The sequence below is a fragment of the Methylobacterium sp. TK26 genome, assembly GCF_055361565.1.
In genome coordinates this window covers 1,829,465-1,851,145 of sequence record NZ_CM143965.1, presented here as the reverse complement: position 1 = coordinate 1,851,145, position 21,681 = coordinate 1,829,465, and the positions used below count along the sequence as shown (strand labels likewise).

The window sequence follows — 21,681 nt, the reverse complement described above, 5'->3', positions numbered from 1 at the left end:
GGCAAGGGCGTTTGCAACGCGAGCCGCCGACGCACCCGGTCCATCCCAGGATGTGACCGCCCAGGAGAGAGAATGACCGCAGGGACAGCCGTGGCGCGGGATCAGTACCGCGATGATTTCGCCGCGCTTCTGGAGGAGAGCTTCCTCCAACACGAGATCACCGAAGGGTCCGTCGTCAAGGGTCGCGTCGTCGCGATCGAGAAGGACGTGGCCGTCATCGACATCGGCGCCAAGACGGAAGGCCGTGTCGCACTCAAAGAATTCTCCGGCCCCGGTCGGGAAGGCGAGCTGAGCGTCGGCGACGAGGTCGAGGTCTACGTCGACCGGATCGAGAACGCGCTGGGCGAAGCCGTCATCTCGCGCGACAAGGCGCGCCGCGAGGAGAGCTGGGTCAAGCTCGAGAAGGCCTTCGAGGCCAACGAGCGTGTCACCGGCACGATCTTCAACCAGGTCAAGGGCGGCTACACGGTCGACCTCGACGGCGCCGTGGCGTTCCTGCCGCGCTCGCAGGTCGACATCCGTCCGGTCCGCGACGTCACCCCGCTTCTGGGCACGCCGCAGCCGTTCCAGATCCTCAAGATGGATCGCCGCCGGGGCAACATCGTCGTCTCGCGCCGTACGGTCCTCGAAGAGAGCCGCGCCGAGCAGCGCAGCGAGCTGGTGGCCAACCTTGAGGAAGGTCAGGTCATCGACGGCGTGGTCAAGAACATCACCGAATACGGTGCGTTCGTGGACCTCGGCGGCATCGACGGCCTGCTGCACGTCACCGACATGGCGTGGCGCCGCGTGAACCACCCGTCGGAGGTCGTCACCATCGGCCAGACGGTGAAGGTCAAGATCATCAAGATCAACCACGAGACGCACCGCATCTCGCTGGGCATCAAGCAGCTCCTGGCCGATCCGTGGGAGGGCATCGCCGCCCGTTACCCCGAGGGCGCCAAGCTCAAGGGCCGCGTGACCAACATCACCGATTACGGCGCCTTCGTGGAGCTGGAGCCGGGGATCGAGGGCCTGATCCACGTCTCCGAGATGAGCTGGACCAAGAAGAACGTCCATCCGGGCAAGATCGTCTCCACCTCCCAGGAGGTCGAGGTTCAGATCCTGGAAGTCGATCAGGTCAAGCGCCGCATCTCGCTGGGTCTCAAGCAGACCCTGCAGAACCCGTGGGAAGGCTTCTCCGAGAAGCATCCGGTTGGTTCCGAGGTCGAGGGCGAGGTCAAGAACAAGACCGAGTTCGGCCTGTTCATCGGCCTCGAGGGCGATGTCGACGGCATGGTCCACCTGTCGGATCTCGACTGGAACCGTCCCGGCGAGCAGGTCATCGACGAGTTCAAGAAGGGCGACATGGTCCGCGCCCAGGTTCTCGACGTGGACGTCGAGAAGGAGCGCATCTCGCTCGGCATCAAGCAGCTCGCGGGTGATCCCTTCGCCGAGGCCGGCGAAGTCAAGAAGGGTCAGATCGTGACCTGCGAGATCGTCGAGGTGAAGGATTCCGGCCTGGAGGTGCGGCTCGCCGACACCGACATGCAGACCTTCATCCGCCGGGCCGAGCTCGCCCGCGACCGTGCCGACCAGCGCCCCGAGCGCTTCGCCGCCGGCGAGAAGGTCGATGCCCGCGTGGTGCAGTTCGACCGCAAGGCGCGCCGCGTCCAGGTCTCGATCAAGGCCCTGGAAGTGGCCGAGGAAAAGGAAGCCATGGCCCAGTTCGGCTCCGCCGATTCGGGTGCCTCCCTCGGCGACATCCTCGGCGCCGCCTTCAAGAAGGCCCGCCCCGACGAGGAGTAATCCTCATCGCACGCCGCCCGGTTCGCCGGGCGGCGGCATGAATTCGGAAAGCCGCGCGGATGCCCTCCGCGCGGCTTTTCTTTTACGCCACAGAAGGATACAACTGTAAGGCGGCGGTTGACATCGGGAGGCATGGGCCGTCAATTCCGGCGCATGATCCGCTCGTTCCGCAGCAAGGCGTTGCGCCTGTTCATTGAGACCGGAGACGCGCGGAAATTGAGCGTAACGAACGTCAAACGGGTGAGACAGATCCTTTTCGCTCTCGACTCGGCGACATCGCCGGAGGTGATGAACCAGCCCGGTCTCCGCTTCCACGGCCTACGGGGAACCTCCTTGGGTCGTTACGCCGTCGATGCCAGCGCAAACTATCGAATCACGTTCGGTTGGGACGGGCAGGATGCGATCGACGTCGATCTGGAGGATTATCACTGATGGTCAGCAAGTCTCTCCTCACCGGCCTCGAGCCGATGCACCCCGGCGAATGGCTTCGCGAAATGATCATCCCCGCCACCGGCCTGACCAAGACCGAGATCGCTCGTAAGCTCGGCGTGTCGCGGCAGACGCTGCATGATCTCGTGGCCGAGCGGCAGCCCGTCACGGTCGCGATGGCGTTGCGGCTGGGGAAGTTGTTCGGCAACTCGGCCGAGTTCTGGCTGAACCTTCAGCGCAATTACGACCTGCGCATCCTGGAGCGGGAAATGGCCGACGAACTCGCCGCCATCCCGACCCTCGACGCGGCCTGATCGGAGCGAGCGACCCCGCGCGCAAATTCTTCGTCGCGCCCCGTATCCACGTCGGCAAAAAATGCTCTAGAACACCGCCTCGCACGGGCCCCGCCCGGCGGGATGCCAAGGACGCCAAGGACTTGCACGCCGCGAGGCGGGGCCAGGGCGGCGTCGGGCAGGGTGGCCGACCACGGCGTTCGGCCGGGGATGCAAGGGAACGGATCGCATGGCAGCCGACGCCGAACTGCTGATCGACAGGCGGCGACTGCGCCGCAGGCTCGGCCTCTGGCGCGTGCTCGGGATCGGCGGCCTGATCGTGGCCGTCGGCGCCGTGGGCTACCGCGTCCGGGCCGGCGGGAACGGCGCCTTCGCCGTGCGCCCGCAGATCGCGCGCATCTCCGTCTCCGGCTTTATCGCCGGCAGCGAAGCCACCGCGAAGCTCATGAAGCGGGTGGGCGAATCGGATGCCGTGAAGGGCGTCGTCGTCTCGATCAACTCGCCCGGCGGCACCACCACCGGTTCGGAGGAGATCTTCCGCAACCTGCGGGCGCTCGCCGCCAAGAAGCCCATCGTCGCCTTCGTGGACGGCACGGCGGCCTCCGGCGCCTACATCACCGCCATCGCCGCCGACCACATCGTCGCCCGCGAGACGAGCCTCGTCGGCTCCATCGGCGTGCTGTTCCAGTACCCCGACCTGTCGGGCCTCCTCGACAAGGTCGGCGTGAAGGTCGAATCGGTGAAGTCCTCGCCGCTGAAGGCCGAGCCCTCGGGCTTCACGCCGACGTCGCCCGAGGCGCGCGCGGCCCTCGCCGCCGTGGTGGGCGACACCTACGCGTGGTTCAAGGGCCTCGTGGCCGACCGCCGGGGCATGGACCCGCAGCAGCTCGCCGCCGTCTCGGACGGGCGGGTGTTCAGCGGCCGGCAGAGCGTGCCCCTGAAGCTCGTGGACGAACTCGGCGGCGAGCGGCAGGCCGTGGCGTGGCTGGAGAGCGCCCGGGGCGTGCCGAAGGACCTGCCGGTGACAGATTGGAAGCCGCGCTCGGAGAGTGACTTCTCCCTGTGGTCAGCGGCCGGCACGGGGGCGGGGCTCCTCGGCCTCGAAGGCTTCGCGGGCCAGCTCCGGGCGCTCGGCGCCGAGGCGCAGGCCGGCGCGCAGGGCGGGCTCCTCGTCCTGTGGCGGCCGGAGCCCTGAGCGCGATTGCCTCAGCGACCTCCGAACAAAGCCGAACCAACGGGAAGACGAAACGCCATGATCAAGTCGGAGCTTGTCCTCAAGATCGCCGAGCAGAACCCGCATCTCTACCAGCGGGACGTGGAGATCCTGGTCAACGCCATCCTCGACACGATCGCCGACGCCCTGGCGCGGGGAGACCGGGTGGAACTGCGCGGCTTCGGCGCGTTTTCCGTGAAGCGCCGGGAAGCGCGCAAGGGACGCAACCCCCGCACGGGCGCGGCCGTTGCCGTGTCCGAAAAGGCCATTCCCGTCTTCAAGACGGGTAAGGAGATGCGCCTGCGGCTCAATGCGGCCAAGATCGGCGAAGGCGTCGCGGCGGAATAGGCAGGAGTCACACAACGATGATCCGGTTCTTGAAGAGCCTCGTTCTCCTGCCGGTCGCGGCAATCGTGGTCCTGCTGGCCGTCGCCAACCGGACGCCGGTGCCATTGTCGTTCGATCCGGTCAACGTCGATGCGCCGGTCTTCAGCGTGAACCTGCCGCTCTATGCGATCCTGTTCGGCGCCGTGGCGCTGGGCATCGTCGTCGGCGGCGTCTTCACCTGGCTCGGCCAGGGCCGCGTCCGCGCCAATGCCCGCCATCACCGCCGGGAGGCCACCCGCTACGAGCGCGAGGTCAACCGCCTGCGCCCGTACGCCCCCGACGCGCCGGGCCAGACCTATCCCGGCACCTCCGTTCCCGTCCGCACGGCGCTGCCCGCGCCGCGCTGAGGCCCTCCCGCGCGGATCGCCGCGCCCATCCACCCCATGACCGAGATCAAGATCTGCGGCCTGAGCACCCCTGAGACCCTCGACGCCGCCCTCGGCGCGGGGGTCGATTGGGTCGGCTTCGTGCGTTTTACCCGCAGCCCGCGCCATGTGGAGCTCGAGGCGGCGCGCACGCTCTCGCGTCGGGCGAAGGGCAGGGCGGGGCGCGTGGTCCTGCTGGTCGATCCCGACGATGCGGCGCTGGCCGCCGCCATCGAGGCGATCGCGCCGGACCTGATCCAGCTCCACGGGCGGGAAAGCCCGGAGCGGGTCGCGGCCATCCGCGCCGCCACGGGCCTGCCGGTGATGAAGGCGCTCGGCATCGCGGGACCGGCCGATCTCGCCGAGATCCCGGCTTATGCGGCGGTCGCCGACCGCCTCCTCCTCGACGCCAAGGCGCCCCCCGGCGCGGCCCTGCCGGGGGGCAACGGCGCCAGCTTCGACTGGTCGCTGCTGGCGGGGGCGGACCTGCCCGCCGGGCTGATGCTCTCCGGCGGGCTCGGGCCGGAGAACGTGGCCGAGGCCCTGGCGCGGACGGGTCTTCGCGCCGTCGACGTCTCCTCCGGCGTCGAGAGCGCGCCGGGAATCAAGGATCCGGCGCGCATCGCCGCCTTCGTCACGGCTGCGCGAGGCTAGCACTGCGCGGATGCGTCTGGCGCCACCGGCATTGCGGCGGGACGCGCATGGGTCTAGCAACCGGCAACACTTTTCTTGTTCCGCGAAGGACAGATCCGTGACCATCGCCCCCGCCCCGAACTCTTTCCGCACCGGACCCGACGAGCGCGGCCGCTTCGGCATCTTCGGCGGCCGCTTCGTGGCCGAGACGCTGATGCCGCTGATCCTCGACCTGGAGAAGGCCTACGAGGAGGCGAAGCAGGACCCCGCGTTCAAGGCGGACATGGAAAGCTACGGCACGCATTATATCGGCCGGCCGAGCCCGCTCTATTACGCCGAGCGGCTGACCGAGCACATGCGCGCCCAGGCGCCGGCCGGCATGGGGGCGAAGCTCTACTTCAAGCGCGAGGAGCTGAACCACACCGGCTCGCACAAGGTGAACAACGTGCTGGGGCAGATCCTGCTCGCCCGCCGCATGGGCAAGCCGCGGATCATCGCCGAGACCGGCGCCGGCCAGCACGGCGTGGCCACCGCCACCCTCTGCGCCCGGTTCGGCCTGAAATGCGTCGTGTACATGGGCGCCGTGGACGTCGCCCGTCAGGCCCCGAACGTCTTCCGCATGAAGATGCTCGGCGCCGAGGTCATCCCGGTCGAGTCCGGCACGAAGACCCTCAAGGACGCGATGAACGAGGCCCTGCGCGACTGGGTCACGAACGTCGCGGACACGTTCTACTGCATCGGCACCGTCGCCGGCCCGCACCCGTATCCGGCCATGGTCCGCGACTTCCAGTCGGTGATCGGCCGCGAGACCCGCGAGCAGATGCTCGCCCAGGAGGGCCGCCTGCCCGATTCGCTGATCGCCTGCATTGGCGGCGGCTCGAACGCGATGGGCCTGTTCCACCCGTTCCTCGATGACCGCGAGGTCGAGATCTTCGGGGTCGAGGCCGCCGGCCACGGCGTCAAGAGCGGCCTGCACGCCGCCTCCCTCACGGGCGGCAAGCCGGGCGTGCTGCACGGCAACCGCACCTACCTGCTGATGAACGAGGACGGGCAGATCGCCGACGCGCACTCGATCTCGGCGGGCCTCGATTATCCGGGCATCGGGCCCGAGCATTCGTGGCTGCACGAGATGGGCCGCGTCACCTACCTCTCGGCCACGGATACCGAGACGCTGGAGGCGTTCAAGCTGTGCTCGATGCTGGAAGGCATCATCCCGGCCCTGGAGCCCGCCCATGCCCTGGCGAAGGTCACGGAACTCGCCATCGCGCGCCCGACCGACCACCTGATGGTGCTGAGCATGTCGGGGCGCGGCGACAAGGACATCCCGCAGGTCGCGGAACTGTTCGGCACGAAGCTCTGAGACCGGCGTGAGGGGCCCTCCGGCCCCTCACCGCACCGTCACCTGCTCCCTGATCCGCTCGTAGACCGACCGGCTGAGCACCCTCTTGGTGAGCAGGTCGCCCACCTGGGTGTAGGGCCGCTTGGCGACGATGGCCCGGCCGATGGAGCCGCCGCCGCGCAGGCGGTTCAGGTCGGCGACGCTCGCGGTATTGAGATCCACCAAAGCGACGGCCGGCGGACCCTCCGTGGTCTCGGCCTCCGTCACCTCTTCCCTGCCCTCGGGCGCGGCGGAGGGCGGCGGCGCCGGGAAGGCGAGGGCGTCGCTCGGCACCTGCGGCGGCGGAGCCGGGGCCGGCTGAGGCTTGGGGGGAGTCGGGGGCGGCGTGGGGGCCGCGATCACCGTATCGGGCGGGGCCGCCGACGGGATCTTGCGGACGGGAGGCTCGCTCGGAGCCGGCGCGGACGTCGCCGCGGCCGTCTTGGCGGGCGGCTGCGGCGAGGCCGGTATCCAGTATTGTACGAGCGCGGCGAGAGCTCCGGCGAGGAGCAACAGCACCGAGATGCGAAGAATGGCGGGACCGCTGAGCACGCGCTGACTATCGATACACTTTCACTAAAATTAACCCATTCCGCCGTGCCGGCCTACCGGCGCCGCCGCGCTGCGCCGATCTGTCCCCAGGGGAACAGGTCCGCCTACTCTTCCGGGGCCACGCCCCGGCCGAGCGCCCCGCGATAGCCGGTGGCCAGCACGTAGAGTTCGCTCGAATCGGCGCGGCTCGCGGAGGGCTTCACGTGGCGGACCACGGCGAAGTCGCGCTTCAGGTTGGCGAGCAATTCACCTTCGGTGCCGCCCTGCAGCACCTTGGCGAGGTAGGAACCGCCGGGGGCCAGAACCTCGCGGGCGAATTCGGCGGCGGTCTCGGCGAGGCCGATGATCCGCAGGTGGTCGGTCTTCTTGTGGCCTGTCGTGTTGGCGGCCATGTCCGACATCACGAAGTCGGCCGGGCCGCCGAGGAGGTCGGTGAGCTGCCGGGGCGCGTCGTCGTCCAGGAAGTCGAGGGTGATGAACTCCACGCCGGCCATGGGCTCGATGTGCAGGAGATCGATGCCCACCACCTTGCCGGTGGGGCCCACGACGCGCGCCGCCACCTGCGACCAGCCGCCGGGCGCCGCGCCGAGATCCACGACCCGTTGGCCGGGCTTCAGCAGCTTGTAGCGCTCGTCGATCTCCAGGAGCTTGAACGCCGCGCGGGAGCGGTAGCCCTCGCGCTTGGCGCGGGCCACGTAGGGGTCGTTGAGCTGCCGTTCGAGCCAGCGCGTCTGTGAGACGGTGCGCTTGCGCGCGGTCTTCACCCGCTGCTTGAGATCCCCGCGCACGCCCCCGGTGGAGCCTACGCCGCCGCGCCTGTCAGTCATGAACCCGGTGTCCGTCGCCCGTTACCGCACGGGCTTGCGCGACCATACCCCATCTTCGCGCATCATGTTCACGAGAAGCCCCTCGCGCAGGCCACGGTCGGCGATGCGCAGGCGCTCGGAGGGGAAGGCCCGGCGCAGGGCTTCGAGGATCGCGCAGCCGGCGAGGACGAGGTCCGCCCGGTCGCGGCCGATGCAGGGATTGTCGACCCGCTGCTCCAGCCGCGTGTCGAGGAGGTCTTCGATGGCCGCCGAGACCTCGTCGTCGCGCATCCAGAGGCCGTCGACCCGGCGGCGCTCGTAACGGGCGAGGCGCAGGTGCATCGCCGCGATGGTCGTGACCGTGCCCGACGTGCCGAGCAGGTGGAAGCCCCTGGCCGTGGCGGCCGGGGCGGCGCGCAGGGCGAAGGCGGCGAGCTTCTCGGCCACCTCCTCGACCATGCCCTCGAACATCCGCCGCGTGACCTCGGCGCCGCCATGGCGCTCGGCGAGCGTCACGACGCCCACCGGCAGCGAATCCCAGGCGCGGATGCGCAGGGTCGGATCGGTGGAGGGGTTGGTGGCCGCGCCGTCGAGCCACGCCACCTCGGTGGAGCCGCCGCCGATGTCGAAGATGACGACCGACTCGGCCCTCGGGTCGGCCAGGGCCGCGCAGCCGGTGACGGCGAGGTAGGCCTCGGTCTGCCGGTCCACGATCTCGAGGTCGAGCCCCACCGACTGGCGCACCCGCTCCACGAAGTCGGCGCCGTTGACGGCCAGCCGGCAGGCCTCGGTGGCGATGATCTTGGCGCGGCGGACCCTGCGGGATTGCATCTTGGTGCGGCAGATGCGCAGGGCCTCGACCGTGCGCTCGATGGCGGCTTCGCTCAGCCGGTCGGAGGAGCCCAGCCCCTCGCCGAGCCGCACGATGCGCGAGAAGGCATCGATCACCCGGAAGCCGCCATAGGTCGGCTCGGCGATGAGAAGCCGGCAATTGTTCGTGCCGAGATCGAGGGCCGCATAGCTCTGCCGGCGCTCGCGGCCCGCATAAAGGGTCGGCGTCGAGGGCGGCGCGATACCGGTGGCAGGCCGGGCCGGCGCGGCCGCGGCGGTCTCGTCCCTCATCGGCGCGGCCGTCGAATCCTCATCGGCCCGGCTGACAGCCCGGCCTCACTTGCCCAAGAGCCTACAGGCTCGGGCGGGAACTGCAACGGGCGAACGCCCGCCGGGGGTCAGGCAAACACCTTCGCGACGCCGGCCGCGCGGGGAATCGGCCGAAGCAGGCTCTTCACCTGCGAGTAGGGGCGGGGCCGGTTGATGATCTCGTCGAGCCGCGACCACAGGGTCTTGGGCGAGAACGGCTTGGCGATGATCTCGTTGACGCCGAGCCCGACCGCCCGGTCCACGACGTTCCGGCGCGGCTGGGCGAGCATCAGGATGATCGGCAGGGTGGGGCAGGGGGAGGTGGAGGGCGTGCGCGCCAGCCGGATGAACTCCTCGCCAGACAGGATCGAGAGGTCCCAGTCGATGATGGCGATGTCGGGCTTGCTCTCGGCCATGACGCCGAGCGCCTCGGCGCCGTCGGGCGCCTCCAGGACGCGCTTGATGCCCACGCGCATCAGCATGTCCCGGACGATGCGCCGGATGTACAGGCTCTCGTCGACGACGAGGGCGGAGAGGTCGGGGAAGGTCGGTGTGGCAATCATCGGGTGCGTCGTCCCAGCGCGACCGTAGCCGACCGGACTTTGCATTTCGCTAACGCCACTCACCCTCCGCGCGACACTTGCGTCAGGAAAGTGATTGAACCGCCGCGTTTCGGCCTTAAAGGACCTTGCGGTCAAGGCCCGATTGCGTCAGGACTAAGCCATTATTCTTGGTTAGCGTGACCTGGGGTAATGCGCAGTGCGAGCCGCCGATCCTCCGCAATGGTCGGCGTGTATTTTGAATACGGGCGGCGGACGGTTTTTGCGAGCTTCTAATGGGACGTGGTCGTGATTTCAGGGGGCCGCAGAAGCGCGGCTTCGACGAGAGCGGTGAGCCGAGATGGCCTGATCAGGCTCCCTCGGGCGGCTTTGGCGGGGGCTATGGCGGCGGCGGTGGCGGCGGCTATGGCAGCGGTGGCGGTTACGGCGGCGGCGGCTTCGACCGCGGTCCGGCCCGTGGCGCGGCGCCGGCTCCGACGGGCCCTGAGCGCGATGCCACTGTAAAGTGGTTCAACAAGGAGAAGGGCTTCGGCTTCGTCGAACTCGGCGACGGTTCGGGCGATGCCTTCCTCCACATCCGGGCCGTCGAGGCGGCCGGCCATGACGACCTCATGCCCGGCACCAAGCTGATGGTGACGACCGCCCAGGGCCAGAAGGGTCCGCAGGTCACGAGCGTGACCAGCGTCGACACCTCCACGGCCGAGGCTCCGGCGCCCCGCCGTGAGTTCCGTCCGCGCACCGAGGGCTTCGGCGGCGGCGGCGGCGATCGCTTCGGCGGTGGCGGCAGCCGTGGCGGCGACCGATTCGGTGGCGGCGGCGGCGGTGGCGGTCGTGCCCCGTCCGGCCCGTCGACCGAGATGGTCGGCACCGTGAAGTGGTACGATCCGGCCAAGGGCTTCGGCTTCGTCTCGGTGAACGACGGCGGCAAGGACGTGTTCGTCCACCGCTCCGCGCTCGCCCGCGCCGGCCTCGACTCCCTGGCCGAGGGCCAGCAGGTCACGCTCGGCGTCGTCGAGGGCATGAAGGGCCGTGAGGCCTCCTCGATCAGCGTCGACGGCTGAGTTCGGGTCTCGCGGCGCCTCTCTGTCGCCGCGATGCCACGACAGGTTCGAAACGGCGGCCCCCACGGGCCGCCGTTCTCGTTTCACGCGCTGGGTTCCGCATGATCCGCCGCCTGCCGCTGCTTCTCCTCCTCGCCGCCCTTCCGGCCCGGGCCGAGGATTTCACGGGCTTCTATGCGGGCGTGAACGCCGGCTACGCCTCGGGCCGCGAGACGAACACGGGCACCGCCCCCGTCGTCACGCCCGGCGCTCCTTCCGGTGGAAACCCCGCCGCCACGGCCCTGCCGCCCAGCGCCTCGGCCGCCGCCGCCGGGGTCCAGCGCCAGGGGCGCGGCACCAACGGCCGCTGAGCGCGAACCGATTCCTTTGAGACGGGCCAAGTGCTTGGCGTCTTGTTGGAATCGTTCCGAAAGATAGCGATTGCCGAGCGTCGCCGGCCGCTGCTACCCGACGCCATGGCCAGCGACTCGCCACCCCTCGACGCCTCCCGCGATCCGCCGACCCGCAGCGGGTCGGAATGGCGCGGGCGCCTCGCCGTCGCGGGCCGGGTCGCCCTGGCGGCGTTCGGCGGCTACACGGTGGCCGCCCTCGTGACAGCCCTCGGCGCCGTGACGCTGCCCCTGTCGCGGGCGGAGGCGGTGTCGACGGCGATGCTGGCGAGCTTCGCGGTGATGGCCGGTGCCGTCGTCTTCGTCTTCGCCGCCGCGACCCTCCGCCGGGCCGCCTTCGGCATCCTCGGGACGGCGGCAATCCTCGCGGCCTGCCTGTGGCTCGCGGGCGGTTTCTCGGCGGGTGTGCCGGCATGAGCGAGGCCAAGCGCTTCCGCCCCGCCATGGCGTGGCTGCACACCTGGGCCGGGCTCATTGTCGGCTGGGTGCTGTTCGCGGTCTTCGTGACCGGCACGGCGAGTTACTACAAGGACGACATCTCCCGCTGGATGCGGCCCGAATTGCGGGAGACCGTGATCGATCCGGCCCAATCCGCGACAGCGGCGGCGGGCTTCCTCGCCAAGCAGGCCCCCGATTCCGGTGGCTGGCTCGTCATGCTGCCGAAGCCGGATCAGCCGCTGACTGAGGTCTATTGGTGGAAGAGCTTCGCCGGCCCGTTCCACCACGCCCTCCTCGATCCCGTGACCGGCACACCGACGGGCGCCCGCGACACGCAGGCGGGCGAATTCCTCTATCGCTTCCATTTCGAGCTGGCGCTGCCTCCCCTCGTGGGGCGCTGGATCGTCGGCGCCTGCGCGATGGTGCTGCTGATCGCGCTCATTTCCGGCATCGTCACCCATCGGCGGATCTTCGCCGACTTCTTCACCTTCCGGCCGGACCGCTCGCGGCAGCGGGCGTGGCTCGACGCGCACAACCTGTTCGGCGTGCTGGCGCTGCCCTTCCACCTGATGATCACCTACACGGGCCTGATGACCCTTGGGCCGATGCTGATGCCCTGGGGGCTGCAGGCGGCCTACAAGGACGAGGCACCGCATTTTTACGTCGAGGCGGGGCTGATGCCGAAGGGGCGGATGCCGGCCGGCACAGCCGCCGAGGGGCTTCCCCTGGGGGAGATCGTCCGCATCGCCGGAAAGGACGGCGGGGAGTTGCCGGAGGCGCTGATGGTCTCCTCGCCGGGCGACGCCGCCGCGACGGTGAGCGCGGTGTTCGAGGAGCCGCACGGCCTCGCCCATCTCCACCCGCAGATCGCCTACGACGCGGTGACGGGCGCCGAGCTCGCGCGCAACCTGCCGGCCGGGCCGGCGACGCGCACCGCGACCGTGATGTACGGCCTGCACGAGGCGCATTTCGCCCCGCACGCCCTGCGGGTGCTGTTCTTCCTGTGCGGCCTCCTCGGCGCCGCCACCGTGGCCTCCGGCCTCGTGCTCTGGACCGTGGCGCGGGCGCCGAAGGGCGCGGCCCCGGAGGGCTTCGGTCTGCGCCTCGTGCGGATCCTGAATGTCGGGACCATCGCCGGCCTGCCCGCCGGGATTGCCGCGTTCTTCCTGGCCAACCGGCTGCTGCCCCTCGACATCGCGGGGCGGGCCTCGTGGGAGGTCGGGCTGTTCTTCGGCGCCTGGGTCGGCGTCGCGCTCGCGGGCGCCCTGGCGCCGCGCCGCCTCGCGTGGCCGCTGACCCTCGGCCTTGCCGCCGCGACCTTCGTCGCCATCGTCCCGGCCGACCTCGCCCTGATCGGCGAGCCGCGCTTCGTGCCCTTCGACATCGCGATGCTCCTCGTGGGGGCCCTGCTGATCGTCGCGGCACGGACGGCCGCGCGGCCCCCTTCGGCCCTCGCAAAAAGGGCCGCGACGCGGGTGGCCGAGGCATGAGCGCGCCCACCCTCCTCCTGTGCGCCGCCCTGGCCTTCGCCGGGATGGCGGCCCTGGCCCTCAGCCTCGACAGGCATCACCGCGTCGCGCTGCGCGGGCCGGTGCCGCGCGGGCGCGTGCGGCCCCTGCGGGCGGTCGGCTGGGCCGGGATCGTCCTGTCGTTCGCCGCCGCCATCGCCCTCGACGGGTGGAATTTCGGGCCGGTCCAGGCGACGGGCGCCATCACGGCGGCGGCTTTGGGAGTGGCCCTGTGCCTCACCTTCCGGCCGGGCTGGCTGCGGCCGGCGGCTTTGGCCGCTCTGCCCCTCGCGGCGGCCTGCCTGCCCTTCGCCCTGGCGGCGTGAGGGGCGGGGTCGCCAAGGGTTCGCGGCAGGCGTAAGCTCTTGCGTCGGGGAGCATCGGCCAAAAGTCCACCTTGCTTCGAGCAGCCATCTGACATTGGCTAGAGCCCGGAGCCGAGGGACGCGGCACGGACCCCCTCAAGGGGGCCGAATCAATGAGCCGCGGTCCGCGAGGCCGGGCCCAACCCAGGGAGTACGCCCATGAACAAGCCCGAATTCTTCGGCGACAGCCGCACGAAGTCGCCGTTCTCGTCGCGCTACGAGAACTTCATCGGCGGCCAGTGGGTCGCCCCGAATGCCGGCCGCTATTTCGAGAACACCTCGCCGATCACCGGCAAGGTCGTGTGCGAGGTGGCCCGCTCCGATTCGACCGACATCGACCGGGCGCTCGACGCCGCCCACGCCGCGAAGGAAGCCTGGGGCCGCACCGCGCCGGGCGAGCGCGCCCGCATCCTGAACAAGATGGCCGACCGGATGGAGGAGAACCTCGACCTCCTCGCCCTGGCCGAGACCTGGGACAACGGCAAGCCGATCCGCGAGACGACGCACGCCGACATCCCCCTCGCCATCGACCATTTCCGCTACTTCGCCGGCTGCGTGCGGGCGCAGGAAGGCTCGATCTCCGAGATCGACCACGACACCGTCGCCTACCATTTCCACGAGCCGCTGGGCGTCGTCGGCCAGATCATCCCGTGGAACTTCCCCATCCTGATGGCGGTGTGGAAGCTCGCCCCGGCGCTGGCCGCCGGCAATTGCGTGGTGCTGAAGCCCGCCGAACAGACCCCGGCCTCGATCCTGGTGCTGATGGAGATCATCGGCGACCTGCTGCCGCCGGGCGTGCTGAACATCGTGAACGGCTTCGGCCTGGAAGCCGGCAAGCCGCTGGCCTCCTCGCCGCGCATCGCGAAGATCGCCTTCACGGGTGAGACGACCACTGGCCGCCTCATCATGCAGTACGCCTCGCAGAACCTGATCCCGGTGACGCTGGAACTGGGCGGCAAGTCGCCGAACATCTTCTTCGCGGACGTGGCGAACGAGGACGACGACTTCTTCGACAAGGCGCTGGAGGGCTTCACGATGTTCGCCCTCAACCAGGGCGAAGTCTGCACCTGCCCGAGCCGCGCCCTCGTCCACGAATCGATCTACGACCGGTTCATGGAGCGGGCGATCAAGCGCGTCGAGGCGATCACGCAGGGCTCGCCCCTCGATCCGGCCACGATGATCGGCGCCCAGGCATCGAGCGAGCAGCTGGAGAAGATCCTCAGCTACGTCGACATCGGCAAGCAGGAGGGCGCGGAGTGCCTCACCGGCGGTGAGCGCGGCGTGCGCGAGGGCGAGTTGGCCGAGGGCTTCTACATGAAGCCGACCGTGTTCCGCGGCCACAACAAGATGCGCATCTTCCAGGAGGAGATCTTCGGCCCGGTCCTGTCGGTCACGACCTTCAAGGACGACGCCGACGCCCTCTCCATCGCCAACGATACGCTCTACGGCCTCGGCGCCGGCGTCTGGACCCGCGACGGGACCCGCGCCTACCGCTTCGGCCGGGCGATCCAGGCGGGCCGCGTCTGGACGAACTGCTATCACGCCTACCCGGCCCATGCGGCCTTCGGCGGCTACAAGCAGTCCGGCATCGGCCGCGAGACGCACAAGATGATGCTCGACCACTACCAGCAGACGAAGAACATGCTGGTTAGCTACTCGGCGAAGAAGCTCGGATTCTTCTGAGCCTCGCCGAGTCTCCCCCCGAGACTGCCTTGGGCCCCGGTCATTCGGCCGGGGCCTCTTTGCGTCCGGGGGTCGCCGCCCCCACCTGACGGCCATAGATCCCACCGGTACCAACGAACGGGAGGAGCGCATGAGCGCCACGGAGACGGTCGAGGCCACCACCGCCGAACAGACCGGCGCGGACGGGACGCCCCTTCGCGTCACCGCAACGCCCGTGGCCCTGGCGCTGATCGAGGAGTTGAAGGGCGAGTACGGGCCGGTGATGTTCCACCAGTCGGGCGGCTGCTGCGACGGCTCCTCACCGATGTGCTATCCGGTCGGCGACTTCATCGTCGGCGACGGCGACGTCCATCTCGGCCAGGTCGGCGGAGCAGATTTCTTCATCTCGCGCACGCAGTTCGAGGTCTGGAAGCACACCCACATCATGCTCGACGTGGTGCCCGGCCGGGGTGGCATGTTCTCGCTGGAGAACGGCCGCGAGAAGCGCTTCCACATCCGCTCGCGTCTCTTCACCCAAGCCGAGAACGACGCGCTTGGCGGCGCGTGCCGGTTGTGATGTCCTGTCGCTGAGTCCAGCGGGAGGATCAGGTGAGCGAACGAGCCGGCCTCATGGTGGTGCGGGAGGGTGCGCCCTTCCGGGGCAAGCAGGGCCACCTCTACCGCCACGCCATCTCGGCGGAGGCGGTGGGCGCCACGGCGCTGCACATGCAGCTTCTGGAGATCGCCCCCGGCGAGCGCGCCCATGCGCACAAGCACGAGGCGCACGAGACGGCGATCCACGTCCTGAAGGGCGTGTCGGGCTGCTTCTGGGGCGAGCGGCTGGAACACCACGCCATCGCCGGGGCGGGGGAGTTCGTTTACATCGCGGCGAACGTCCCGCACCTGCCCTACAACCGCAGCCGCACGGAGCCGGTGGTGGCGGTGATCGCCCGCACCGATCCGAACGAGCAGGAGAGCGTCGTCCTCCTGCCGGACTTGGAAGCCGGGGTGGATTGGTCGAAGGCCGAAGCCTGACCTACTGGGCCTCGATCCGGTCGTTGCCGAGCCGTTCCGCCCGCGCCTTCTCCTCGGCGGAGAGCCCGGCGACGGCTTGGTCCAGCCACGCATCGGACAGGCCCTGCCCGGCGGCGGCGAGGTTCCAGGCGGCCGCCTCCACGAGGTTCTTCGGCAACCCGCGCCCCGAGGCGTAGAGCCGGGCGACGCGGTTCTGCGCGATGGCGTTGCCGCGCTTAGCCGCGTGCAGGAAGTAGCGGCCCGCCGCCCGCTCGTCCTTCGGCACGCCCGTCCCGTTGAACAGCAGGATCGCGAACTCGACCTCGCCCGCGAGGTCGCCGTTGTCGGCCGAACGACGGAACCACGAGGCCGCCTCGGTCGGGTCCTTGGGCACCCCGCGCCCCTGCAGGTAGAGCACGCCGAGATCGTGCTGCGCCGGCCCGAGTTCCGCGTCGGCGGCCTTGCGGAACTGCTTGGCGGCCTCGGCCTCGTCGGCGGGCAGGCCGGTGCCGATCAGGATCAACCCGAGATTGTAGGATGCGGCCGGCGAGCCGATGGCGGCGGCCTGTTCGAGCCAGCGCCGCCCGGCCTTGGGATCGCGCGCCACGCCACGCCCGTCGAGGGCCATCAGGCCGAGCGAGGACATCGCCGCCGGGTCCTTCTGCGCGGCGGCGAGCTTGTACCAGTCGGCCGCCTTCACCGGGTTCTGCGGAACGCCGAGCCCCTGGTTGTACAATTCCCCGAGCAGCGTCATCGCCGCCGAATCCTTCGGGTCGGCCTCGATGCGCTTGGTCGCCTCGCGGAAGGCGGTCACGTACTGGCCGCGCTGGTAGGCGCCATAGGCGAAATCCGGCGGCTGGCCGCTCACCGGGGGCACGGCGCCGCCGCTGTAGTTCGGCGTGTAGGGCGTCGGCAGTTCCCGCGACGGCTTCTTGTCGGCGGGGGGCACGTCGGTGGCCTTCGGATCGACCACCGAGGCGGCGTGGGCCGGCCCCTGGGCGATCAGGAGGGCGGCGAGGGCGAGGGCGCGCATCCTCATCCGGCCTGCGCTCCGATGAGGGCCTGAGCCCGTGCGACGGCGGCCGGATCGGACAGCCAGAGCGCGCTCTCGAGGCCGACGAACTCGGCGCCGGTCTCCACGAGCGCGGGCAGCTCCATCTCCGTCGCGGCGACGGCGACGCAGGGCGTCTCGAAGATCTCGGCCCACCAGCCGGCCCGCGCCAGCACGGTCTCGGCGTCCGGCGCGGCGCCGTCCGGGTAGAGGCCGCCGAACATGAGGTAATCGACGCCCGCCTCGCCGGCTTCCATGGCGATGTGCTTCGATTCGAGCCCGCCAGTCCCGAGGATGCGCCCGTCCTTCAGGCGGGACCGCAGGTCGCCGAGGTCGCTTGCGGGGTCGCGGGGCTTGTCGAGATGGATTCCATCGGCGCCGCCCCGCGCGGCGACCTGCACGAGGTCTCCCGCGAAGCCGGGGCAGGCGATGACGAGGGCGGCCTCCCGCGCCTGGGTGATGGCGGAGGCGCGCTTCACGAGGGCGGTCAGCGCCCGCTCGTCGGCGGGGGCGAGCCGCAGGATCACCGCCGCGACGTCGCCTGCGGCGCAGGCGGCCTCTAGGGCGGGCAGGAGAGCCTCGGCCCCCGCGGCGTCGAGGCCGTGGGGACCGAGGAGAGCGAGACGTTGATCGACCATGGGCCCTGGATGCGAGGCTGAAACCGCCTTCGCTTACTGCGCCCCGATCTTCGGGTCGAGGGAGCCGTTGGCATAACGCTTGGCCATTTCGGCCACGGAGATCGGACGGATCTTCGAGCCCTGGCCCGCCGTGTTGAACTCCTCGAAGCGCTGCCGGCAGAGCTTCGTCATCGCGTCCATGGCGGGCTTGAGGTACTTGCGCGGGTCGAACTCCGAGGGGTTCTCGGTGAGCACCTTGCGGATCTGGCCGGTCATGGCCATCCGGTTGTCGGTGTCGATGTTGATCTTGCGCACGCCGTGCTTGATGCCGCGCTGAATCTCCTCGACCGGCACGCCCCAGGTCGGCTTCATCTGGCCGCCGTACTGGTTGATGATGTCCTGCAGGTCCTGCGGCACCGAGGAGGAGCCGTGCATGACGAGGTGGGTCGTCGGCAGGCGGCGGTGGATCTCCTCGATCACGTTCATGGCCAGCACGTCGCCATCGGGCTGGCGGGTGAACTTGTAGGCGCCGTGGCTGGTGCCCATCGCGACGGCCAGCGCATCGACCTTGGTCGCCTGCACGAACTTCACCGCCTCCTCCGGGTCGGTGAGGAGCTGGTCGTGGGAGAGGGTGCCCTCGGCGCCGTGGCCGTCCTCGGCCTCGCCCTGGCCGCTCTCCAGCGAGCCGAGCACGCCGAGTTCGCCTTCCACCGAGACGCCGGCCCAATGGGCCATCTGGGTGACGTTGCGGGTGATCTCGACGTTGTAGTTATAGTCGGCAGGGGTCTTGCCGTCGGCCTTGAGCGAGCCGTCCATCATCACGGAGGTGAAGCCGTACTGGATGGCGGTGGCGCAGGTCGCCTCGTTGTTCCCGTGGTCGAGGTGCATGCAGACCGGGATGTGCGGGTAGATCTCGACGAGGCCATCGATCAGCTTGGCCAGCACGATGTCGTTCGCATAGGCGCGGGCGCCCCGGCTCGCCTGCAGGATGACCGGCGAATCGGTGGCATCGGCGGCCGCCATGATGGCGAGCCCCTGTTCCATGTTGTTCAGGTTGAAGGCCGGCACGCCGTATTCATGCTCGGCGGCGTGGTCGAGGAGCTGCCTCAGGGTGATCCGTGCCATATTGTCCGCCTTCCCGTTCGGTGTGTCGCGATGCAAACGCCCGTGAGGGCGTGAAATTCCAGCTCAGCCCTTGGCGCGCAGCGCCTCAACGCCCGGAAGGGCCTTGCCCTCCAGCCATTCGAGGAAGGCGCCGCCTGCCGTCGAGACGTAGGTGAAGGTCTGGCCGACGCCAGCGTGGTTGAGTGCGGCCACGGTGTCGCCGCCGCCCGCCACCGACACCAGCTGGCCCGCCTTCGTGCGCTCGGCCGCGTGCCGGGCCGCCGCGACGGTCGCCGCGTCGAAGGGGGTGAGTTCGAAGGCGCCGAGCGGGCCGTTCCAGACGAGGGTCTTGGCGCCGTCGATGGCGGCGTTGATCTCGGCGACCGATTGCGGGCCGGCATCGAGGATCATGCCGGTCTCCGGCACGGCATCGACCGGGACGGTCTCGTGGGCCGCGTTCGCCTTGAACTCGGAGGCCGAGACGGCATCGACCGGCAGGATGATCCGGCAGCCGGCCTTCTCGGCGGCGGCGAGGATGCGGGTCGCGGTGTCGGCGAGGTCCTTCTCGCAGAGGGACTTGCCTACCGGCCTGCCCTGCGCGTGCAGGAAGGTGTTGGCCATGCCGCCGCCGATCACCAGCATGTCGACCTTGGCGACGAGGTTCTCGAGGAGGTCGATCTTCGACGACACCTTGGCGCCGCCGACGAGGGCGATGACCGGGCGCTGGGGCGATTCCAGGCCCTTGGTGAGGGCGTCGAGCTCGGCCTGCATCTCGCGTCCGGCATAGGCCGGCAGGCGGTGGGCAAGGCCCTCCGTCGAGGCGTGGGCGCGGTGGGCGGCCGAGAACGCCTCGTTGACGTAGACGTCGCCGTTGGCGGCCAACGCGTCGGCGAAGCCCGCCTCGTTCTTCTCCTCGCCCGCATGGTAGCGGGTGTTCTCCAACAGGAGCACGTCGCCGTCCTTCATCGCGGCGACGGCCTGGGCCGCCGGATCGCCGATGCAATCGGCGGCGAAGGCAACCGGCTGGCCCAGCGCCTTCGACAGGGCCGGCACCACCGGCTCAAGGGAATCCTTGGCCTCGCGCTTGCCCTTCGGACGGCCGAAATGCGCGAGCAGCACCACCTTCGCGCCCTTGCCGGCGATCTCGCGGATGGTCGGGACGACCCGCTCGATCCGGGTCGCGTCGGTGACGCGGCCGTTGTCCATGGGCACGTTCAGGTCGACGCGCAGGAGCACGCGCTTCCCCTGAAGCGAGCCGGCATCGTCGAGGGTGCGGAAGGCGCTCATCGGGTCCTTTGAGGGGTCGGACTATCGGGGAAAGGCGGGATCAGCCGGCGCGCGGCGGCAGCAGCTGGTCGAGGTTGAAGCGCTGCAGCGCGACCATCAGCGCGACCGTCAGCACGGCGGTGATGACGGCGGTTAGGACGAGGGCGCCGGTTCCCGGCAGACGGCGGGTGCGCTCGGCGAGGCCGCGCACCTCGTTGCGCAGGGCGGCGAGGTCGGATTGGCGGGCGGCCTCGTTCATCCGGCCGGTGGCGCCCTCGACCTTGTCCTCGACGCGGGACAGCAGCGCCTCGGAGCGGGCGTACTTGTCCTCGATGCGCGAGGCCTTGTCCTCGATCCGCGCGAGCTGGTCGAAGAGTTGGTTGGCGGAAATGGACGTCACCGGGGCCGCGGCGGAGCCGGCGGCGGGAACGGCGGAAGGCGGTGGAGCGGCGGGTGCGGGAGGAGGCGGAGGTGCCGAAGCGGGAGCCTGGGGAATGAAACCCTGTCCGCTCGAAGAGCCCTGCGACGCGTCTGCCATCCCGAGAACCACCCTTCCGAAGGAACGCCGTGTCAAAACAGATCACCCCGCCGCCCATCGGGGGCGGCGGGGTCGGTCGCGGTCGATCAGATCAGCTTGGCCATGGCGACGGCGGTGTCGGCCATGCGGTTCGAGAAGCCCCACTCGTTGTCGTACCAGGTCAGGATGCGGACGAGCACGCCGTCCATCACCTTGGTCTGGTCGAGGTGGAAGGTGGACGAATGGGGATCGTGGTTGAAGTCGATCGAGACGTTCGACTGATCGGTGACGCCGAGGACGCCCTTGAGCGGGCCGGCGGCCGCAGCCTTGATCGCGTCGTTGACCTCCTGAACCGTGGTCTGGCGCTTGGCCGTGAACACGAGGTCGACCGCCGAGACGTTCGGGGTCGGCACGCGGATCGAGGTGCCGTCAAGGAGGCCCTTCAGCTCCGGCAGCACGAGGCCCACGGCCTTGGCGGCGCCGGTGGTGGTCGGGATCATCGACAGCGACGCGGCGCGGGCCCGGTAGAGGTCCTTGTGCATCTGGTCCAGCGACGGCTGGTCGTTGGTGTAGGAGTGGATCGTGGTCATGAAGCCACGCTCGATGCCGATGGCCTCGTGCAGCACCTTCGCGACCGGCGCGAGGCAGTTTGTGGTGCAGGAGGCGTTCGAGACCACGAGGTGGTCGGCCTGGAGCTTGTCGTGGTTCACGCCGTAGACGACCGTCAGGTCGGCGCCGTCGGCGGGGGCCGAGACGAGGACGCGCTTGGCGCCGGCGTCGAGGTGGGCCTTGGCCTTGTCCTTCGAGGTGAAGATGCCGGTGCACTCGAGGGCGATGTCGACGCCGAGGTCGCGGTGCGGCAGCTCGGCCGGGTTGCGGACGGCCGTCACCTTGATGCGGCGGCCATCGACCACGAGGAACTCGCCATCGACCGCGACCTGGCCCGGGAAGCGGCCATGCACGGAATCGAAACGGAGCAGGTGCGCGTTGGTCTCGACCGGGCCGAGATCGTTGATCGCCACGACCTCGATGTCCTTACGGCCGGACTCGGCAATGGCGCGCAGCACGTTGCGGCCGATGCGCCCGAACCCGTTGATGGCAACCTTCGTCACGGCAATGATCCTTCCTGATTCCGGGCAGCCCTGCTG

26 protein-coding genes are annotated in these 21,681 nt (G+C 69.8%); 16 read left to right on the top strand and 10 right to left on the bottom strand.

Annotation, left to right across the window (positions count from 1 at the left end; all coding sequences use genetic code 11):
* Window positions 1-72: 72 nt before the first annotated feature.
* The 8 genes from rpsA (at window position 73) to trpB (ending at window position 6,465) form a co-directional block, all read left to right on the top strand.
* Complete coding sequence (gene rpsA, locus ACXJ1Y_RS08930) at window positions 73-1,785, top strand: 30S ribosomal protein S1 (protein ID WP_243954604.1); 1,713 nt, start codon at window positions 73-75, stop codon at window positions 1,783-1,785.
* 153 nt (window positions 1,786-1,938) lie between these two features.
* A complete protein-coding gene (locus tag ACXJ1Y_RS08925; RefSeq protein WP_463849684.1) occupies window positions 1,939-2,217 on the top strand; it encodes a type II toxin-antitoxin system RelE/ParE family toxin in 279 nt (92 codons plus the stop codon).
* Complete coding sequence (locus ACXJ1Y_RS08920; RefSeq protein ID WP_463849683.1) at window positions 2,217-2,528, top strand: HigA family addiction module antitoxin; 312 nt, start codon at window positions 2,217-2,219, stop codon at window positions 2,526-2,528. The genes ACXJ1Y_RS08925 and ACXJ1Y_RS08920 overlap by 1 nt, the downstream gene beginning before the upstream one ends.
* Before the next feature lie 208 nt (window positions 2,529-2,736).
* The gene (sppA, locus tag ACXJ1Y_RS08915; RefSeq protein ID WP_463849682.1) at window positions 2,737-3,702 is read left to right on the top strand and encodes a signal peptide peptidase SppA; all 966 of its coding nucleotides are present in this window, start codon (window positions 2,737-2,739) and stop codon (window positions 3,700-3,702) included.
* A gap of 57 nt (window positions 3,703-3,759) precedes the next feature.
* The gene (locus tag ACXJ1Y_RS08910; protein WP_378974262.1) at window positions 3,760-4,068 is read left to right on the top strand and encodes an integration host factor subunit beta; all 309 of its coding nucleotides are present in this window, start codon (window positions 3,760-3,762) and stop codon (window positions 4,066-4,068) included.
* 17 nt (window positions 4,069-4,085) lie between these two features.
* A complete protein-coding gene (locus tag ACXJ1Y_RS08905; RefSeq protein ID WP_463849681.1) occupies window positions 4,086-4,454 on the top strand; it encodes a lipopolysaccharide assembly protein LapA domain-containing protein in 369 nt (122 codons plus the stop codon).
* Between the two features lie 36 nt (window positions 4,455-4,490).
* On the top strand, window positions 4,491-5,126 hold the full coding sequence (locus tag ACXJ1Y_RS08900) for a phosphoribosylanthranilate isomerase (protein WP_463849680.1): 636 nt from the start codon (window positions 4,491-4,493) through the stop codon (window positions 5,124-5,126).
* A 97-nt stretch (window positions 5,127-5,223) separates the two neighbouring features.
* Window positions 5,224-6,465, top strand: coding sequence for a tryptophan synthase subunit beta (gene trpB / locus ACXJ1Y_RS08895; protein WP_463849679.1), 1,242 nt, complete (start codon window positions 5,224-5,226; stop codon window positions 6,463-6,465).
* A gap of 27 nt (window positions 6,466-6,492) precedes the next feature.
* On the opposite strand, the gene ACXJ1Y_RS08890 is transcribed toward trpB, so the two are convergent.
* The 4 genes from ACXJ1Y_RS08890 to ACXJ1Y_RS08875 form a co-directional block, all read right to left on the bottom strand.
* Window positions 6,493-7,035: a helix-hairpin-helix domain-containing protein gene (locus ACXJ1Y_RS08890; RefSeq protein ID WP_463849678.1), complete on the bottom strand. Its 543-nt coding sequence runs from the start codon at window positions 7,033-7,035 to the stop codon at window positions 6,493-6,495.
* Window positions 7,036-7,139: 104 nt separating this feature from the next.
* On the bottom strand, window positions 7,140-7,862 hold the full coding sequence (locus ACXJ1Y_RS08885) for an RlmE family RNA methyltransferase (RefSeq protein WP_463849677.1): 723 nt from the start codon (window positions 7,860-7,862) through the stop codon (window positions 7,140-7,142).
* Between the two features lie 21 nt (window positions 7,863-7,883).
* Entirely contained in the window at window positions 7,884-8,963 is a 1,080-nt protein-coding gene (locus tag ACXJ1Y_RS08880; protein ID WP_463849676.1) for a Ppx/GppA phosphatase family protein, read from the bottom strand.
* A gap of 107 nt (window positions 8,964-9,070) precedes the next feature.
* Window positions 9,071-9,544 carry a response regulator gene (locus tag ACXJ1Y_RS08875; RefSeq protein WP_463849675.1) on the bottom strand — a complete coding sequence of 158 codons (474 nt, stop codon included), beginning with the start codon at window positions 9,542-9,544 and terminating at the stop codon, window positions 9,071-9,073.
* A 272-nt stretch (window positions 9,545-9,816) separates the two neighbouring features.
* On the opposite strand from ACXJ1Y_RS08875, the gene ACXJ1Y_RS08870 reads away from it, so the two are divergent.
* The 8 genes from ACXJ1Y_RS08870 (at window position 9,817) to ACXJ1Y_RS08835 (ending at window position 15,999) form a co-directional block, all read left to right on the top strand.
* Window positions 9,817-10,602 carry a cold-shock protein gene (locus ACXJ1Y_RS08870; protein ID WP_463849674.1) on the top strand — a complete coding sequence of 262 codons (786 nt, stop codon included), beginning with the start codon at window positions 9,817-9,819 and terminating at the stop codon, window positions 10,600-10,602.
* A 101-nt stretch (window positions 10,603-10,703) separates the two neighbouring features.
* A complete protein-coding gene (locus tag ACXJ1Y_RS08865; protein ID WP_463849673.1) occupies window positions 10,704-10,952 on the top strand; it encodes a hypothetical protein in 249 nt (82 codons plus the stop codon).
* A 105-nt stretch (window positions 10,953-11,057) separates the two neighbouring features.
* Window positions 11,058-11,408 (top strand): iron transporter, encoded by a 351-nt coding sequence (locus ACXJ1Y_RS08860; RefSeq protein ID WP_463849672.1) that lies wholly within the window; start codon window positions 11,058-11,060, stop codon window positions 11,406-11,408.
* Window positions 11,405-12,919 (top strand): PepSY-associated TM helix domain-containing protein, encoded by a 1,515-nt coding sequence (locus ACXJ1Y_RS08855; RefSeq protein ID WP_463849671.1) that lies wholly within the window; start codon window positions 11,405-11,407, stop codon window positions 12,917-12,919. The genes ACXJ1Y_RS08860 and ACXJ1Y_RS08855 overlap by 4 nt, the downstream gene beginning before the upstream one ends.
* The gene (locus tag ACXJ1Y_RS08850; RefSeq protein ID WP_463849670.1) at window positions 12,916-13,263 is read left to right on the top strand and encodes a DUF3325 domain-containing protein; all 348 of its coding nucleotides are present in this window, start codon (window positions 12,916-12,918) and stop codon (window positions 13,261-13,263) included. Before ACXJ1Y_RS08855 ends, ACXJ1Y_RS08850 begins: the two co-directional genes overlap by 4 nt.
* 198 nt (window positions 13,264-13,461) lie before the next feature.
* On the top strand, window positions 13,462-14,985 hold the full coding sequence (gene adh / locus ACXJ1Y_RS08845) for an aldehyde dehydrogenase (protein ID WP_463849669.1): 1,524 nt from the start codon (window positions 13,462-13,464) through the stop codon (window positions 14,983-14,985).
* Window positions 14,986-15,115: 130 nt separating this feature from the next.
* A complete protein-coding gene (locus tag ACXJ1Y_RS08840; protein ID WP_463849668.1) occupies window positions 15,116-15,541 on the top strand; it encodes a DUF779 domain-containing protein in 426 nt (141 codons plus the stop codon).
* Window positions 15,542-15,594: 53 nt separating this feature from the next.
* The gene (locus ACXJ1Y_RS08835) at window positions 15,595-15,999 is read left to right on the top strand and encodes a cupin domain-containing protein (RefSeq protein WP_463850074.1); all 405 of its coding nucleotides are present in this window, start codon (window positions 15,595-15,597) and stop codon (window positions 15,997-15,999) included.
* A gap of 1 nt (window position 16,000) precedes the next feature.
* On the opposite strand, the gene ACXJ1Y_RS08830 is transcribed toward ACXJ1Y_RS08835, so the two are convergent.
* The 6 genes from ACXJ1Y_RS08830 to gap all read right to left on the bottom strand — a co-directional run bounded on the left by ACXJ1Y_RS08830 (window position 16,001) and on the right by gap (window position 21,645).
* Window positions 16,001-17,017, bottom strand: coding sequence for a tetratricopeptide repeat protein (locus ACXJ1Y_RS08830; protein WP_463849667.1), 1,017 nt, complete (start codon window positions 17,015-17,017; stop codon window positions 16,001-16,003).
* Complete coding sequence (locus tag ACXJ1Y_RS08825) at window positions 17,014-17,667, bottom strand: thiamine phosphate synthase (RefSeq protein ID WP_463849666.1); 654 nt, start codon at window positions 17,665-17,667, stop codon at window positions 17,014-17,016. The genes ACXJ1Y_RS08830 and ACXJ1Y_RS08825 overlap by 4 nt, the downstream gene beginning before the upstream one ends.
* Window positions 17,668-17,700: 33 nt before the next feature.
* Complete coding sequence (gene fba, locus ACXJ1Y_RS08820; protein WP_463849665.1) at window positions 17,701-18,771, bottom strand: class II fructose-bisphosphate aldolase; 1,071 nt, start codon at window positions 18,769-18,771, stop codon at window positions 17,701-17,703.
* A 63-nt stretch (window positions 18,772-18,834) separates the two neighbouring features.
* Complete coding sequence (locus tag ACXJ1Y_RS08815) at window positions 18,835-20,037, bottom strand: phosphoglycerate kinase (protein WP_463849664.1); 1,203 nt, start codon at window positions 20,035-20,037, stop codon at window positions 18,835-18,837.
* 40 nt (window positions 20,038-20,077) lie between these two features.
* A complete protein-coding gene (locus tag ACXJ1Y_RS08810; RefSeq protein WP_463849663.1) occupies window positions 20,078-20,554 on the bottom strand; it encodes a hypothetical protein in 477 nt (158 codons plus the stop codon).
* An 86-nt stretch (window positions 20,555-20,640) separates the two neighbouring features.
* Entirely contained in the window at window positions 20,641-21,645 is a 1,005-nt protein-coding gene (gene gap / locus ACXJ1Y_RS08805) for a type I glyceraldehyde-3-phosphate dehydrogenase (RefSeq protein ID WP_463849662.1), read from the bottom strand.
* Window positions 21,646-21,681: the final 36 nt, after the last annotated feature.